The sequence below is a fragment of the Massilia sp. YIM B02769 genome, from assembly GCF_030411995.1.
In the GTDB taxonomy this organism is placed as follows: Bacteria; Pseudomonadota; Gammaproteobacteria; order Burkholderiales; family Burkholderiaceae_D; genus Telluria.
Genome location: NZ_JASNRC010000003.1, coordinates 406506 through 422381, shown reverse-complemented (window position 1 = coordinate 422381; position 15876 = coordinate 406506). Strand labels below are relative to the sequence as shown.

Here is a 15876-nt window from a genome sequence, read left to right as displayed (position 1 = left end):
CGCATGCTGCACATCGTCGACGACGAAGAAGTCATCCGTGACGCCCTCGCCTGGCTGGCACAGTCACGCGGGCTGGCGGCGCGCGGCTATGCGGGCGGCCAGGCCTTCCTCGACAGCGTGGGCGAGCCCGACCTCGAGGGCGACTGCGTGCTGCTCGACGTGCGCATGCCCGACATGAACGGCGTGGCCGTGTTCGACCAGCTGATCGGGCGCGGCCTGCTGCCGCGTTTGCCAGTGATTTTCCTGACCGGGCATGGCGATGTGCCGATGGCGGTGGATTCCTTGAAACGTGGCGCCTTCGATTTCTTCGAGAAGCCGTTCAACGACAACCAGCTGATGGACCGGGTCGACCAGGCGCTGGCCGCCTCGCGTGCGGCGGCCGTGTCGGACCAGGTGCGCATGCGGCTGGCCACGCTGTCGGCGCGCGAGCGCGAGGTGCTGGATCTGATTTTGGCGGGGAAGATGAACAAGGTCGTCGCGGACGAATTGGGCATCAGCATGCGTACGGTGGAGGTGCATCGGGCGCATATCTTCGACAAGATGCAGGTGAAGACGGCGGTGGAGTTGGCGGGGTTGTTGAAGTAGGGTTTATCGGGGTTCGTGGCGCTGTTGCGTGCGCCGTTATCGGTGTGTTGAATCCGCGTGGGCACAGGTGCCCACCCTACGGTCACCGATATCAGCGAGATCATACGAACCCCGGATACGCAGCGTGTCCCGTACGGTGGGCACTCCGTGCCCACGCGGATCATGCACAGCGATACATCAACAGGCAACAGCCCCGATAACATCAACATCTTTATTTAACTCAACAACAACTCCCGGTCATTCCCCCGCCGCGCACCGGACACCCGCCCCTCTTCGCCATTCCCCAATCGCTTGTAAAATCAATTTGAACGCGTCGCCCCTCACGCCACGCGACGCCAACTTCTTTAGGGAAAGCAGATGAACGAAAAGACAGTTGCAGACAGGATGTTTTTGCGTAACGCGAAATCGATGCAGGTCATCAACGGCGCCACCCACCCCTCGGTCGTATCGCAGTTTCCGCAAGAACTCATGAAAGAAGGTGACGGCCCCTTCGACGTGATCATGGCGTTTTGCCTGAACCGCAAGGAGCTCGAGGAAGTCGTGCCGTCCGCCAGGGAACGCCTGAGCGACAAGGGCTCGCTATGGATCGCCTACCTGAAGCAGACCGCCTCGAAAGCGACCGACATCAACCGCGACACGATCAGCGCCTACCTCAAGGAACAGGGCATCACCTCGGTAGCGATGATCTCGATCGACGGCGACTGGTCGGCCCTGCGCGCGAAACGCATCGAGGCCTGATCATCGAGCGCCTAAGAAAAGCCTCGGGGCAAGGCGCACCGCCGAAGACAGTACGCTTGTACGGCGAGGCGGTGCAACGCCGCCATGGGGGTTTTTTTATGCGCTCGCGTGCCGCTCCAGCGCCCAGCTTACGTGCTCGCGCACCAGCTCGGACGGATGCGCCGCACGCGCACGCAAGGCCGCCACGATAATCGGATCCCCGGCGCGCCCAGCCGCCGCATTGCCCAGCCCCACCGCCAGGTTGCGCAGCCAGCGCTCGTGGCCGATGCGCCGGATCGGACTGCCCTCGGTGCGGCGGTTGAATTCCTCCTCTTCCCAGGCAAACAATTCCACCAGCGAAGACTCGCCCAAGCCATTGCGCTCGTCGAAATCGGGCAATACCGCGCGCTGGGCGAACTTGTTCCATGGGCAAGCCAACTGGCAATCGTCGCAGCCGTAGATGCGGTTGCCGATCAGCGGGCGTAGCTCCAGCGGAATGCTGCCCTTCAGCTCGATGGTGAGATAGGAAATGCAGCGCCGCGCATCCAGCCGCCCCGGGCCGAGGATGGCCTGCGTCGGGCACTTGTCGATGCAGCTGCTGCACTGCCCGCAGTGGCCGCTGGTCGCCTCGTCAACCGGCAGCGGCAAGTCCACCAGGATCTCGCCGATGAAAAAGGTCGAGCCGGCTTCGCGCGACAGCAGCAGCGTGTGCTTGCCGCGCCAGCCGAGGCCGGCCTTGGCCGCGAGCGGCAGTTCCATCACCGGCGCCGAATCGGTGAAGGCGCGGTAGCCATATTCGCCGATCTCGCGCTTCACGCGCTCGGCCAGCTGGGCCAGCCGGTTGCGCAGCACCTTGTGGTAGTCGCGGCCGCGCGCATACACCGACACCACGGCCGCGCCGGGGTCCAGTTGCCGCGCCGCCTCACGGGCGCGCCAATGGGAAGCGTCAGACGCGGCATCCTTGGGCAGATAATCCATGCGCGCGACGATGGCGCGCACCGTGCCCGGCACCAGCTCGGCCGGCCGGGCGCGCTTCATCCCGTGGCTTGCCATATAATCCATCTCGCCATGGTGCCCGGCCGCCAGCCAGGCCTGCAGGCCTTCCTCGGCGTGCGCGAGGTCGACGTCGGCAATGCGCACGTCGGCAAAGCCGAGTTCCCGCCCCCACGCCTTGATGGCGCGTGCGAGTTCGTGCAGGTCGGGGGAAGATGAAGACATGGCAAACAAGACAATTTTCGGCGCGGATGGCAAACGCTACGCGCCGCTGAACACGACATTCTAATTGATGCAGCACTTCACAGCCTACCTGCCGGACGAAACGGCCACCGCCGCCCTGGGCGCCGCCCTGGCGCGCGCCATCGTTCCCGGCCTGGTCATCTACCTGCACGGCGACCTCGGCGCCGGCAAGACCGCGCTCACCCGTTCCCTGATCCAGGCAGCCGGCCACAAGGGCACCGTCAAGAGCCCGACCTACACCCTGTCGGAACCCTACCGCGTGCAGCTGGGCGGCCAGCCGGCGAACATCATCCACTACGATTTGTACCGCATGTCCAGCCCGGAAGAATTCCTGGACGCGGGCTTCCGCGAAGACTTCGACGGCAAGAATATCTGCATCGTCGAATGGCCGGAAAAGGGCGAACCGGTGTTGCCATTGCCCGACGTTAAAGTCTTGCTTAATGTTAGCGGCCTCGGGCGTACTGTAGAATTGCAGGCGTTGTCCGAATTAGGCCTGCTATGCCTCGACCGTCTCTCCTTCCCTCCCTGACGTCCGGCGTACGCCGACGTACCTTGCTGAAAGCCGGCGGCACCCTGCTGCTGTCGGTGGTCGCGCCCCTGCCTGCCAGTGCGGCGCAGATCCTGGCCGTGCGCGTCTGGCCGGCCGACGACTACACCCGCGTGACGCTGGAAAACGACAGCGACCTGAAGACCGAGCACTTCCTGGTGCCCGATCCGCCGCGCCTGGTGGTCGACATCGACGGCCTCGACCTGAACAACACGCTGAAAAGCCTGGTCGCCAAGGTCGAGCCGAACGACCCCTACATCAAGCAGGTGCGCGTCGGCCAGAACCGCCCGAAGGTGGTGCGCCTGGTGTTCGACCTGAAGGAAGAGATCAAGCCGCAGGTATTCACGCTGGCGCCGGTCGGCACCTATAAGCACCGCCTGATCTTCGATTTGTATCCGGTGCGCGAGGCGGACCCGATTGCCGCCCTGATCGCCAAAGGCGAATGGTCGCCCGGCGACGGCACCACGACCGCCGTGCCGGCCGCGCCGACGCCGGTACAGCAGCCAGTGCCCGATCCGGTCGCCCGCATCGAAGCCGAGATCGCCGCCATGAACGGCACGCCGCCGGTGGCGCCGCCGCCGGCGCCGGGTAAATCCCTGATCAAGCCCAAGCCGCCGGTCAGCAACGTGGTGCGCATGGTGACGATCGCCCTCGACCCCGGCCATGGCGGCGAAGACCCGGGCGCGATCGGCGCCACCGGCACCCGCGAAAAAGACATCGTGCTGGCCGTGGCGAAGCGCCTGAAAACGAAACTCGAAGCGCTGCCGAACACGCGCGTGATGCTGACCCGTGACGGCGATTATTTTGTTCCGCTCGGCACCCGGGTGGAAAAGGCGCGCAAGGTGCAGGCCGACTTGTTCGTGTCGATCCACGCCGACGCCTTTACGGTGCCGACCGCGCGTGGCTCCTCGGTCTTCGTGCTGTCGGAAAAAGGCGCGACCTCGACCGCCGCGCGCTGGCTGGCGAACGACCAGAACAAGGCCGACATGATCGGCGGCGTCAACCTGGGCAAGCACGACAGGCAGCTCGCCAGCGTGCTGTTCGACCTCTCGACCACGGCCCAGATCAACGACAGCCTGAAGCTTGGCAAGGCCGTACTGGGCGAGATCGGCGGCATCAACCGCCTGCACAAGGCGGCGGTCGAGCAGGCCGGGTTTGCTGTGCTAAAGGCGCCGGACATTCCGTCGATCCTGGTGGAAACCGCGTTCATCTCGAACCCGGAAGAAGAAGCCAAGCTGAAGGACGACGGCTACCAGGACCAGCTGGCGAATGCCATCACCAAGGGCATCAAGCGCTACTTCTCGGCGAATCCGCCGATGGCGAAGAGCCGCACGACTTGAACCTGGGTCCGGGCCTTTTCAGGCCAGCGACGCGGCCAGCTCTTCGGCATCGGCGCCGGCCGGAATGCGCATCGGGGCCGCCGGATCGGTCACCGCGCGCCAGACGGCGCGCGCCACATCTTCCCCGTGGGTCACGGGTCCGCCTCCGCGCACCGCGCCGAACACCTTTTCCATCAACGGAGCATACGCGGCGGGCGTGCCGGCCTGCATGCGCGGGCGCGCGTTCTCCCCGAAGCGTGTCGTCGGCGCGCGTCCCGGCAGCACCAGGCGAGGACGGATGCCGAGCGGGGCCAGCTCCAGCGCCAGCGATTCGGTAAAGGCATTCACCGCCGCCTTGCTTGCGGTGTAGACCGACAGCAGCGGCAAGGGCACCAGGGTCACGGTCGAGGTAACGTTGACGATCACGCCGGCCCCACGCTCGCGCATGCCGGGCAATACCGCCTGGGTCATGGCGATCGTGCCGAGGGTGTTCGTCTCGAACACGCTGCGCGTCGTCTCCATCGACGTGCCTTCGAGCGGGAACAGCATGCCGATACCGGCATTGTTGACCAGTGCGTCGATCGGCCCCGCCGCTTCCAGCGCGGCATGAATGCTGGCGGCGTCGGTCACGTCGAGCGCCAGCACGCGCAGGCGTTCGGACGCCGGCAGCAGGCCTTCCTGCGGCGTGCGCATGGTGGCGACCACTTTCCAGTCGTGGGCGAGGAAGTGGCGGGCGATTTCCAGGCCGAAGCCGGACGAGCAGCCGGTGATCAGGACGGTTTTCATGGCAGGGTTTCCTTTCGTGGTTGGGTAACGTTACGATAGGCGCTTGTGGCCAGACGATCTACAATCATCAGTCCATATTCCATTTGCGAGAGTCCAGAAATGACCGATCCCTTGGCGGAAGTCGTCGCCATGCTGCAGCCGGGCGTGCGCTACATGAAGCTGGTCGAAGCAGCCGGGCAATGGCGCGTACGGCGCGCCGAAACCGGCCAGCCTTCGTTTTGCGTGGTGCTCGACGGCGCTTGCCGCCTGGCCGTCGAAGGCCAGGCCGCGCTCGTGCTGGCGCCCGGCGACTTTGTCCTGATCCCCGCTACCTACGACTTCGCGATGTCGAGCATGGAAGCCCCCGCCGCGCATGCGCCCCTCTCCCTGCCAGTGGCGCTGCGGCCGGGCGAATTCCGGCTCGGCGCTCCCGACGGTGCGCCCGAAGCGCGCTACATCATCGGCCACTGCGCCTTCGGCTCGCCGGACGCGGCGCTGCTGGTGTCCCTGCTGCCGCGCCTGGTCTACGTACGTGGCGAACAGCGCCTGGCCACGCTGGTGGAGCTGGTACGCGACGAGTCGCGCGCGCAACGGCCGGCGCGCGAGGTCGTCATGGCGCGCCTGCTGGAAGTGCTGCTGATCGAAGCACTGCGCTCGAGCGTCGGGACGGCAGCCTCGCCCGGCCTGGTGCGCGGATTGGCCGATGCGCGCCTGGGGAATGCGCTGCGCAAGATCCACGAAGCGCCGCAGCATGCCTGGAGCGTAACCGAACTGGCGCAGGAAGCCGCACTGTCGCGCTCCAGCTTCTTCGAACGCTTCAGCGCCGCGGTCGGCATGACGCCGATGGCGTATTTGCTGGCCTGGCGCATGGCGCTGGCCAAGGACTTGCTGCGCGCCGGCGCGGCCAGCATCGCCGAGGTGGCCGAGCGCACCGGCTACAGTTCGGCCAGCACCTTCACCGTGGCCTTTGCGCGCCACATCGGCGTGCCGCCGGCGCGCTACGTGCGCGAACGCGAGCGGGCCGCCGCCCTGTCCTGAAGCTTGCCGCCACGGCTGGCCGTGGCATACTACCGGCCCGACGTAACGAATCGACAAGCCACCCATGGAAGCCGCGATCCAGACCACCTACGGCCAGCTGCCGGCCCTGCTCCTCACCGCGCCCGACGGCGCCCAAGCCTGCGTCACCCTGTACGGCGCCCACCTGATTTCCTGGCGCGGCGCCGACGGACTCGAACGCCTGTTCTGCAGCGCGCAATCGGCGCTCGACGGCAGCCGGGCGATCCGTGGCGGCGTGCCGGTGATCTTCCCGCAATTCGCGGAGCGCGGCGAGGGCATGCGCCATGGTTTTGCGCGCGTGAGCAACTGGCGCGTGGCCGATACCGGCGTTGAGAACGGCTGGGCCTTTGCCGTGCTGGCGCTGGAGCCGGGCGACCTGGCGCCGGAACACGCCGCCGCCTGGCCGCATGGCTTTGCGCTGGCGCTGCGGGTGGCGATTCACGCCAACGAAGTATCGATGCGGCTTGACGTGCGCAATGCCGGCAACGACGCGTTTGCGTTCGCGGCGGCCCTGCACACTTACCACCTGGTGGGCGATATCGGCACTGTCCGCATCAACGGCGTCGAGCGCGAGGAGCTGGCCATCACGGGCAAGTTCGACCGTGTGTACGAAGGCGTCACGCCGCCGCTGGCGCTGATCGATGGCGGCATCATGCTGACTGTGCGCCAGGAAGGGTTCACGGATGCGGTGGTGTGGAATCCGGGCGCGGAGGATGCGGCGGCGCTGTCGGACATGGCGGATGAGGAGTACCGGCGCTTCGTGTGCGTCGAGCCGGCGCTGTTGAACGGGCCGACGCTGCAGCCGGGCGAGCGCTGGGTGGGCGAGTACCACGTCAGTTGAGAAGGCCGCGGTGCTTGCAAATGTAGGGTGGGCGCCCCGTGCCCACGCGTGACGTATGCGCCACGTTGGCGTGATCGAACGCCGCGTCTGCTCACCGTTTTCGCGTGGGCACAGGAGCGCCCACCCTACCAGGCACGCGTCAACGAATATGAAAAAGCCGGCTCGCGCCGGCTTTCGTTTTAATGCGATTCCTTCACCATCCGCCCTTCGCTTTCCTGCACCGGCCGCGCATTGAGCGGATACAGGCGCGAGAACAGGGCCATCTGCGCCGGCGAGGCCGTCATCGGCTGCTTCATCACCAGCCACAGCACGTTTTCGGTGCAGGGCGGCGTGGTCTGCGAGCCCATGTAGGTGTAGTACTCGCGGCGATCCGGCAGCAGCTCCAGCGGGTCGAGCGGCTCGCTGGACGCCACCTGCTGGTTCTTCTCCAGCGGGATGTTGTTCCACACGGTCTGGATCGCGTCGTTGGCCCTGCCGCGTTCGAGCAGCACGGCGACGATGGCCAGCTTGCCGCCCGGGCCGCGGTGCTCGAGGTGGATCACCATCTCGGTGCCCTTGCCGTTGATCTTTTCTTCCGACGGACGATGGAAATGGAACTGGACCAGCTCGTAGCTCTGGTTCCCGATGGTCATGAAGTTGCCGCGCGCGAGATTCACCTGCACGGTCTTGCCGTTGTCGACTTCGGTATAGTCCGACGGGCGGTAGTTGAAGTCGATCTCGTCCAGGTTGACCTTCATGCCGTCGCGGATGTCGATCGGCGACTGGCGCTTGCCGGCGCCGCATTGCGACCAGGCCGGGTTGATCTTGCCCCAGTTCTCGGGGCCGAACTCGCCTTCGTAGTCCCAGTGGTTGCTGATCTTCGGCGCGGCGGCAGCAGCGGCAACGACTGCGGCGGCTGCCGCTTCCTTCTTGCGCCTGGCCTCGGCGGCCTTTTTCGCCTTGGCGGCGGCAGCCACGCGCGCGGCCTGCTTGGCGCGCATCTCGGCCAGGCGCTCGGCGATGCGCACCGACAGGTCGACCTGGGCATCTTCCTCGCTCTGCGCCGAGATGGCCGAGGCGGCCTTGTCGGCGGTGACGGCGCTGGCCTTGCCCTGCTTGGCGACGGCTTTCTCGCCCTTCTCTTCCTTGTCGGCAGGCGCAGCCTTCTCGGCAACGGCCTTGTCGGCCGCCCGCGCAATCGCCAATGCGGCGGCCTTGTCGGCTGCGGCCTTGTCAGCGGCCTTGTCAGCGGTCTTGTCGGCAGCTTTGTCGGCGGCCGGCTTGGCGCTGGCCGGCTTGGCGATGTCGGCCGCGAGCTTCTTGGCCGCGTCCGCTTCCGGCTTGGCGGCGTGGGCAGGTTCGTTGGCGCTTGCGTGGAGCATGACGAGGCTGCAAGCGAACAGGGCAATGAAGTGGCGCATGGGGTTGGTGGAAGTTATCTACCCACCTTTAACGACGCTTCCATACGGAAACTTGAGCGTTTTTGCCGATTTAAACGGGGCGCGCAACGAAAAAGGCGCCGGAAAAACCGGCGCCCTGAGCATTCGAACAAGTTCGTTGTCGATACGTCTTATCGGCTCAACATCCTGCGGCCGAACTTCCACAAGCCGCCCAGCATCAGCGGCACGATCGCCGCGCTCACGCCCACCAGCACGATCTCGGTCAGGTGGTCGCGGATGATAGGAATATTGCCGAAGAAGTAGCCGGCAGTCACCAGGCTAGCCACCCACAGCACGGCGCCGGTGATGTTGTACAGCTGGAAGCGGGTATGGGTCATGTCCGACACGCCGGCCACGAACGGCGCAAAGGTACGCACCACCGGCACGAAGCGCGCCAGGATGATGGTCTTGCCGCCATGTTTTTCGAAGAAATCGTGGGTGCGGTGCAAGGCGTCCTTGTTGATCCAGCGGTAGTCGTGGGTGAACATGCGCTGGCCGACGGCTTCGCCGATGTAGTAATTCAGGGTGTTGCCTGTGACGGCGGCGATGATCAGCAGCGCCATCAGCAGCGGATAACTCATCTGGCCGGTGGCGCAGAAGGCGCCGGCGATGAAGAGCAAGGTGTCGCCCGGGAAGAAAAACAGGACCACGAGACCGGTCTCGCAGAATACGATGGCAAACAGGACGATGTAGACATACACGCCGTATTGCGCCAGCAGGACGCCCAACGTCTTATCGACATGAAGAATCATGTCGAAAAATTGCATCAGATCCATAATTTTCCTAAACGGTAACGCCGCATCATACCATCACTGAGCCTGCCAAAACCTCCGACAGGACAAGCAGACTTGTCGTCGCTTGCGGTATTTAAGGCAGTGTTAAGTTTCCGAAATGCTCATTTTCAGGTCTACAATTACTTCATACAAACAACAAAGGTGGCGGAGATGAATGCAGGAATGATGGGTGTGGGCGCGGCCCTGGTGTTGGCCAGCACACTGGCGCAGGCGGCCGAACCGAAACCCTTGCCGCCGAAGGCGAGCGTGGGCGAGATCGTCAAGGAATCGAAGGCCGCCGACTGGCGCCCGCTCGACCTCGAGAATACGCTCTACATGGATTTGCCGGGCGGACGCGTGGTCATCGAACTGGCCCCGCCCTTCGCGCCGAACCACGCCGCCAACATCAAGGCACTGGCGCGCGAACATTATTTCGATGGCCTGGTCATCCTGCGCTCGCAGGACAACTTCGTGGTGCAGTGGGGCGATCCGGACGAAAAGAATCCGCGCCAGGCCAAGACCGCGAAGATGAAGCTGAAGGCCGAGTTCACCGCCCCCCTCAAGAACGACCGCCACTTCACGCGCCTGAAGGATGTCGACGGCTACGCGCCGCAAGTCGGCCACTCGAACGGCTTCCCGGTCGGACGCGATCCGAAGAAGGGCGAAACCTGGCTGGCCCACTGCTACGCCATGGTCGGGGTCGGGCGCGACAACGAGGCCGACAGCGGCGGCGGCACCGCGCTGTACGTGGTCACCGGCCAGGCGCCGCGCCAGCTGGACCGGAATATCACCGTGGTCGGGCGCGTCGTGTCCGGCATGCCGCTGCTGTCGAGCATGCCGCGCGGTCCGGCGCCGATGGGCTTCTACGACAAAGCGGAGATGCAGGTGCCGATCAACGCCTTCCGCGTCGCGGCCGACGTGCCGAAGGAAGAGCGCAGCAACATCGAGGTGATGCGCACCGACAGCGCCACCTACCAGAAGGTGGTGGAGGCCCAGCGCAACCGCGGCGGCCCCTGGAACGTATTCGCGGCCGGGCATGTCGACCTGTGCAATGCGCCGATTCCGGTGCGTGAGCAAAACGGCGAACAAAGCGGCGCGCAAAAATAAGACAACACGGGACCGGCGATTTCGGCGCGCGATATAATCTGAACGATGAACGCGCCCGTCCCCACCCACCGCCCCATCCAGCAACTTCCCGACCAGCTGATCTCGCAGATCGCCGCTGGCGAGGTCGTCGAGCGGCCCTCGGCTGTCGTCAAGGAGCTGCTGGAAAATGCGCTGGACGCCGGCGCTACCCAGATCACGATCCGCCTGGAAGAAGGCGGCGTCAAGCGCATCGCGATTACCGACAACGGCCGCGGCATCGAGCCCGACCAGATGCCGCTGGCGCTGGCGCGCCACGCCACCTCGAAAATCGCCTCGCTGACCGACCTCGAGAACGTGGCGACGCTGGGCTTCCGTGGCGAGGCGCTGGCCTCGATCGCCTCGGTGGCGGCGGTGGCGATCACTTCGCGCACCAAGGACGCGCCGCATGCCTGGGAAATCGTCGGCTCGCACCTGGGCCAGGTCGTGCCCTCCTCCGGCCCGCTCGGCACCACCATCGACGTGCAGGACCTGTATTTCAACACGCCGGCGCGCCGCAAGTTCCTCAAATCCGAGCAGACCGAATACGGCCACTGCGCCGAGGTCGTGCGCCGCATCGCGCTGGCGCGGCCCGACGTGTCCTTCAGCCTGACCCACAACGGCCGCACCATCGACCACTGGAACGTGTGCGAGATGGCCCGGCGCAGCAGCCAGATCCTGGGCAACGATTTCGCCGAGGCGCGCATCGCCATCGATGAAGTCGCCGGCCCCTTGCGCCTGTTCGGCTATGCCGGCCTGCCCACCGCCTCGAAGGCGCGTGCCGACGGCCAGTTCTTCTACGTGAACGGGCGTTTTGTGCGCGACAAGGTGCTGGTGCACGCGGTGCGCGCCGCCTACCAGGACGTGCTGCACGGCGACCGCTTCCCGTCGTACGTGCTGGCGCTGGACCTCGACCCGGCCCTGGTCGACGTCAACGTGCACCCATCGAAAACCGAAGTGCGCTTCCGCGACAGCCGCGCCGTGCACCAGTTCGTGTTCCACGCGGTGCAGCGCGCGCTGGCGCAGACCTCGGCCACGGCGCACGGCAGCGTGCCCGCGCCGCTCACCGCCGCCGAGATCACGCCGACGGCCTCGAACGCCAGCGCCAACTGGCGCCGGCCGCACGAGCAGACCTCGTTCGGCGCGCAACTGGCGCCGACCTTCTCGCCGTCGCCGTATCCGCCGGGCAGCCGCTGGGATGCCCCAGGCACGCAGGGCGTCGCCCAGACCACGGCAAACTACGGCGCGCTGTTTGCCGATAACGAACGCACTGGCGCAGCGGCGCCATCGTCACCATCGGCGCCGCTGCAGGTGGGGCCGATGCCGGCCGTATCAAGCGCCCCGAGCAACGACGACTTCCCGCTCGGCTTCGCCCTGGCCCAGCTGCACGGCATCTACATCCTGGCCCAGAACACGCGCGGCCTGGTGCTGGTCGACATGCACGCGGCGCACGAACGCATCCTGTACGAGCAACTGAAGAATGCGCTCGACGCCCAGGTCGAGGGCCAGGACATGCAGGTGCAGTCGCTGCTGATCCCGGTGACCTTCTTTGCCGACGCCATCGAGGTGGCCACCGCCAACGACCACCAGGACACCCTGAAGGCGCTGGGCTTCGACATCGCCGCGCTGTCGCCGACCACGCTGGCCGTGCGCGCGGTGCCGACGCTGCTGAAGAACGCCGACGCGCAAACGCTGGCGCGCGACGTGCTGCGCGACGTGCGCGAATTCGGCGGCTCGCGCGTGCTGATCGAGCGCCGCAACGAACTGCTCGGGACGCTCGCCTGCCACACGGCGGTGCGCGCCAACCGCATCCTCACCATCCCCGAAATGAACGCGCTGCTGCGCCAGATGGAAAGCACCGAGCGCGCCGACCAGTGCAACCACGGCCGTCCGACCTGGGTCCAGCTCGACATCGCGGCCCTCGACAAACTGTTCCTGCGCGGTCAATAAACAATGGTTGAACACGTCAACAACGCCCGGCCGCTGGCCGTGGCGATCATGGGCCCGACCGCGTCGGGCAAGACCGCTGCCGCCCTCGCCATTGCGCGCGAACGCCCGGTCGAGATCATCTCGGTCGACTCGGCCCTGGTGTACCGCGAGATGGACATCGGCACCGCCAAGCCGACGCTTGAGGAACTGGCGGCCGTGCCGCACCACCTGATCGACATCATCGACCCGCTCGACGCCTATTCGGTGATGCAGTTCAGGAACGACACCCTGCGCCTGGTGGAAGAGATCGGCGCGCGCGGCAAGCTGCCGCTGCTCGTGGGCGGTACGATGATGTATTTCAAGGGCCTGACCGATGGCCTGGACGATTTGCCGACGGCGGACGCCGAGGTACGCGCGCGCATCGATGCGGAAGCGGCGCGGATCGGCTGGCCGGGCATGCACGCCAGGCTGCGCGCACTCGATCCGGTGACGGCCGAGCGCCTGGCGCCCGCTGACGCCCAGCGCATCAACCGCGCGCTGGAAATCATCGAGCTCACCGGCAAGCCGATGTCGGAACTGCTGGCGCGGCGCGCCAAGCCGGTATTGCCTTTCGAGCTGGCGTCGTTTGCGCTGGAGACGCCGGACCGCGCCATCCTGCACAAGCGCATCGCGCTGCGTTTCGAGCAGATGCTGGGCACGTCGGACGATAGCGGCATCGTGGCCGAGGTGGCGCGCCTGCGTGCGCGTGGCGATCTGTCGCCGAATTTGCCCTCGATGCGCTGCGTCGGCTACCGCCAATCCTGGGATTACCTGGACGGCAAGATCGACCGCGCCGTCCTGCGCGAGACCGGCATCATTGCCACGCGCCAGTTGGCCAAGCGCCAGCTGACCTGGCTGCGCGCGATGCCGGACCGGATCGTGATCGACTTCATGGGGCGCGACCCGGCGGGCGAGATCCTGGGCCATCTGGAGGGCTTGCAAAAATAGCAGTGCAGCAACAACGGCTTGCTGTTTCGCGTCGTTTCGCTGAGGCAGCCTTGACAGAGCGCGTTCTGCCTTGGATAATATCGTTCTCTTTGGTGATATAGCTCAGTTGGTTAGAGCACAGCACTCATAATGCTGGGGTCGGTGGTTCAAGTCCACCTATCACCACCAGAATTCCAAGCGATGGCTTGGCTCATGCGAGTCAAGCCATTTGCTTATCAGGTTTCAGTACGCAGCTTTCGGTGATATAGCTCAGTTGGTTAGAGCACAGCACTCATAATGCTGGGGTCGGTGGTTCAAGTCCACCTATCACCACCAGAATTCCAAGCGATGGCTTGGCTCATGCGAGTCAAGCCATTTGCTTATCAGGTTTCAGTACGCAGCTTTCGGTGATATAGCTCAGTTGGTTAGAGCACAGCACTCATAATGCTGGGGTCGGTGGTTCAAGTCCACCTATCACCACCAGAAAACCAAGCGATGGCTTGGCTCATGCGAGTCAAGCCATTTGCTTATCAGGTTTCATTACGCAGCTTTCGGTGATAGAGCTCAGTTGGTTAGAGCACAGCACTCATAATGCTGGGGTCGGTGGTTCAAGTCCACCTATCACCACCAGATACGACAAGCCGCCGGTTCGCAAGAATCGGCGGCTTTTTGGTTTATGGGTCGGCTTTAATTCATGCGCTGACATTTTGTTCATGCGACAACGACCGTAGGGTGGGCACTCCGTGCCCACGCGGAAGCATGCGCCGTGTTAGCGATATTCGAATCGTACAGATGTCATTCGTTGGCGCTTCCAAATGATCATCCTGATACGTTTCGATAGGGTTGAGGCACGGGTAAAACCATGCCAACCATATTCATCGTTCCGCGTGGGCACAGCGTGCCCACCGTACGGGGATACGTCGGCGATGACATTCGGCGCCGGCACCATCAGACCTCGGCATCCTCATCCAACGCGAATTCGCCGCGGCCATAGGCCTCGATCACCGATTGCGCCTGCTGCAAATAACTTGCCGGGACCAGGATGCGCACGCCGCCCAAGGCCGGCGCCAATAAAAGATCGGTTTGCATCAGGTGGGCATCGGCCAATACCGCCGGAATGCCCGAGGCTTCCAGGCAGCCTTGCATCATGGCCGCCTCCATCGGCACCAGGTAACGCGCGACGATGAACAGGTCGCGTCCGGGGACGGCTTCGATTTCCGGGTGCGCGGCCAGCCACGCGTCCAGCGCTTGTTCCATGACCTTCCCCTGCCGTGTTGGTGGATGAGCACATACTACCGCGTCCCGTCATGGGATGACGCCGGATTGCACGCTTATCGCAGCAGAGCCGGGAGCGACGACAGCAGGTACAGCGTCACCCCGATCAAGCCGCCGACGATCGTGCCATTTATGCGAATAAATTGTAAATCCTTGCCGATATTCAGTTCGATTTGTTCTGACATCTCGGCGCTGTCCCAGTTTTTCACGGTGTCGGCGATATGGCGGGTCAGGAAGACCGCGAATTCCGGCGCCGCCGCGCGCGACGCCAGTTCCAGGTTGTCGTTCAAGGATTGGCGCAGCTGCGGGTCGTCGGCCAGGGTCTGGCCCAGCCAGGCGCCAGTGGCTTCGATACGGCCGCGCAGCATTGAGGTATCGCCCTGCAAATCGCGTTTCAGCCAGTCGCGCAGCTCGTTCCAGAGCGAAGCCAGGTAATTGTTCAGCGCTTCGTCGTTCAGCAGGTAGTTCTTGATTTCCTCACTGCGCTCGGAAAACGCGGGGTCGGCTTTCAAACGCTCGATGAATTCGGCGGTGAAGACGTCGAAACGCTGGCGCAGCGGGTGGTGCGGATCGGCGCTCACCTTGTTCAGGATCCCCGATGCCAGGCGCACGGCGATATCGGCGCCTTTACGGCCGATCAGTTCCGACGGCAGCATCTTTTCGATGAAGGCATATTCCTCCTTCAGCCAGTCGACGATGCCCTGCGAAATATACGACTGCGTTTCCTCGTTATCCAGCAGCCGCGCCAATTGGTGGATGCCTTCGTTCAGGAGTTCCTGGTGGCGCCCTCCCCGCGTCAGGCTTTCCAGGATGGTGCCGGCGGATTTCGATAGATCCACGCTTTTGACCATCGAATGCACGGCCTTGCGCAGGAAGTTCTGCACGGCCGTGTCTTCGGTGAAGTCGAGCATCCAGGTCGCGACTTTCACCAAATATTGCCCCATGCGGCCGGTGTTTTCCGGCTTCACCAGCCAGTCGGCGACCTTTTGCGCCGGATCGTGCTTGCGGATCAGGCCGACAATGGATTCGGTATCCAGGAATTTCTCGCGCACGAACAGCGCCAGGTTATCGGCGATCTTGGCCTTGTTGTTCGGGATGATGTTCGTATGCCGCGACACCACCGGAATCGGCACGCGCTTGAACAGCGCCACCACCGCGAACCAGTCGGCCAGGGCGCCCACCATCGCCGCTTCGGAAAAGGCTTTCAGTAATCCTGTCCACCAGGTCTGGGGCAGGAAAAAGCTCAGCACGAACAGCGCGGCCGCGCCGATGAAGAAGGCCAGCGCCAGCCGTTTCGATTGATCGAGTTCGCGTTCTTTCGTCATGG

15 protein-coding genes and 4 tRNA genes are annotated in these 15876 nt (G+C 64.6%); 13 read left to right on the top strand and 6 right to left on the bottom strand.

The features are described 5' to 3' along the window. The first annotated feature begins 3 nt into the window (after positions 1-3). Together QPK31_RS07035 and QPK31_RS07030 are read left to right on the top strand one after the other, a co-directional pair. Positions 4-585 carry a response regulator transcription factor gene (locus tag QPK31_RS07035; RefSeq protein ID WP_290422221.1) on the top strand — a complete coding sequence of 194 codons (582 nt, stop codon included), beginning with the start codon at positions 4-6 and terminating at the stop codon, positions 583-585. A 384-nt stretch (positions 586-969) separates the two neighbouring features. After that, complete coding sequence (locus QPK31_RS07030; protein WP_290422287.1) at positions 970-1323, top strand: DUF3052 domain-containing protein; 354 nt, start codon at positions 970-972, stop codon at positions 1321-1323. A 96-nt stretch (positions 1324-1419) separates the two neighbouring features. Here QPK31_RS07030 and queG read toward each other — a convergent pair whose 3' ends face one another. Further along, positions 1420-2520 carry a tRNA epoxyqueuosine(34) reductase QueG gene (gene queG, locus QPK31_RS07025; RefSeq protein ID WP_290422220.1) on the bottom strand — a complete coding sequence of 367 codons (1101 nt, stop codon included), beginning with the start codon at positions 2518-2520 and terminating at the stop codon, positions 1420-1422. A gap of 67 nt (positions 2521-2587) precedes the next feature. Between queG and tsaE the strand changes: the two genes are divergently transcribed. Both tsaE and QPK31_RS07015 read left to right on the top strand, forming a co-directional pair. Further along, positions 2588-3067, top strand: a complete 480-nt coding sequence (tsaE, locus tag QPK31_RS07020) for a tRNA (adenosine(37)-N6)-threonylcarbamoyltransferase complex ATPase subunit type 1 TsaE (RefSeq protein ID WP_290422219.1) — start codon at positions 2588-2590, stop codon at positions 3065-3067. Next, positions 3037-4425, top strand: a complete 1389-nt coding sequence (locus tag QPK31_RS07015) for an N-acetylmuramoyl-L-alanine amidase (RefSeq protein ID WP_290422218.1) — start codon at positions 3037-3039, stop codon at positions 4423-4425. The genes tsaE and QPK31_RS07015 overlap by 31 nt, the downstream gene beginning before the upstream one ends. Before the next feature lie 18 nt (positions 4426-4443). On the opposite strand, the gene QPK31_RS07010 is transcribed toward QPK31_RS07015, so the two are convergent. After that, positions 4444-5190, bottom strand: a complete 747-nt coding sequence (locus QPK31_RS07010; RefSeq protein WP_290422217.1) for an SDR family oxidoreductase — start codon at positions 5188-5190, stop codon at positions 4444-4446. Positions 5191-5289: 99 nt separating this feature from the next. Between QPK31_RS07010 and QPK31_RS07005 the strand changes: the two genes are divergently transcribed. Beyond that, the gene (locus QPK31_RS07005; protein ID WP_290422216.1) at positions 5290-6207 is read left to right on the top strand and encodes an AraC family transcriptional regulator; all 918 of its coding nucleotides are present in this window, start codon (positions 5290-5292) and stop codon (positions 6205-6207) included. 64 nt (positions 6208-6271) lie between these two features. Next, positions 6272-7066, top strand: coding sequence for a D-hexose-6-phosphate mutarotase (locus QPK31_RS07000; RefSeq protein WP_290422215.1), 795 nt, complete (start codon positions 6272-6274; stop codon positions 7064-7066). 179 nt (positions 7067-7245) lie between these two features. Here the strand turns inward: QPK31_RS07000 and QPK31_RS06995 are convergent, their stop codons facing one another. Continuing rightward, positions 7246-8427 (bottom strand): carbonic anhydrase family protein, encoded by a 1182-nt coding sequence (locus QPK31_RS06995; RefSeq protein ID WP_308633695.1) that lies wholly within the window; start codon positions 8425-8427, stop codon positions 7246-7248. A 188-nt stretch (positions 8428-8615) separates the two neighbouring features. Further along, on the bottom strand, positions 8616-9260 hold the full coding sequence (locus QPK31_RS06990) for a VTT domain-containing protein (protein ID WP_290422214.1): 645 nt from the start codon (positions 9258-9260) through the stop codon (positions 8616-8618). Between the two features lie 168 nt (positions 9261-9428). Between QPK31_RS06990 and QPK31_RS06985 the strand changes: the two genes are divergently transcribed. From QPK31_RS06985 to QPK31_RS06955, 7 genes are all read left to right on the top strand, one after another. Next, a complete protein-coding gene (locus QPK31_RS06985; protein ID WP_290422213.1) occupies positions 9429-10364 on the top strand; it encodes a peptidylprolyl isomerase in 936 nt (311 codons plus the stop codon). A gap of 45 nt (positions 10365-10409) precedes the next feature. Continuing rightward, entirely contained in the window at positions 10410-12329 is a 1920-nt protein-coding gene (gene mutL / locus QPK31_RS06980) for a DNA mismatch repair endonuclease MutL (protein WP_290422212.1), read from the top strand. Between the two features lie 3 nt (positions 12330-12332). After that, positions 12333-13295, top strand: a complete 963-nt coding sequence (miaA, locus tag QPK31_RS06975; protein WP_290422211.1) for a tRNA (adenosine(37)-N6)-dimethylallyltransferase MiaA — start codon at positions 12333-12335, stop codon at positions 13293-13295. Positions 13296-13386: 91 nt separating this feature from the next. Further along, a tRNA-Met gene (locus tag QPK31_RS06970) sits at positions 13387-13463 on the top strand. 70 nt (positions 13464-13533) lie between these two features. Further along, a tRNA-Met gene (locus QPK31_RS06965) sits at positions 13534-13610 on the top strand. A gap of 70 nt (positions 13611-13680) precedes the next feature. After that, positions 13681-13757 (top strand) — tRNA-Met (locus tag QPK31_RS06960). Positions 13758-13827: 70 nt separating this feature from the next. Then, positions 13828-13904: transfer RNA gene (locus tag QPK31_RS06955), tRNA-Met, on the top strand. A gap of 318 nt (positions 13905-14222) precedes the next feature. On the opposite strand, the gene QPK31_RS06950 is transcribed toward QPK31_RS06955, so the two are convergent. Both QPK31_RS06950 and QPK31_RS06945 read right to left on the bottom strand, forming a co-directional pair. Then, positions 14223-14531 (bottom strand): putative signal transducing protein, encoded by a 309-nt coding sequence (locus QPK31_RS06950; RefSeq protein ID WP_290422210.1) that lies wholly within the window; start codon positions 14529-14531, stop codon positions 14223-14225. 74 nt (positions 14532-14605) lie between these two features. After that, a complete protein-coding gene (locus QPK31_RS06945) occupies positions 14606-15874 on the bottom strand; it encodes a DUF445 domain-containing protein (RefSeq protein ID WP_290422209.1) in 1269 nt (422 codons plus the stop codon). Positions 15875-15876 lie beyond the last annotated feature (2 nt).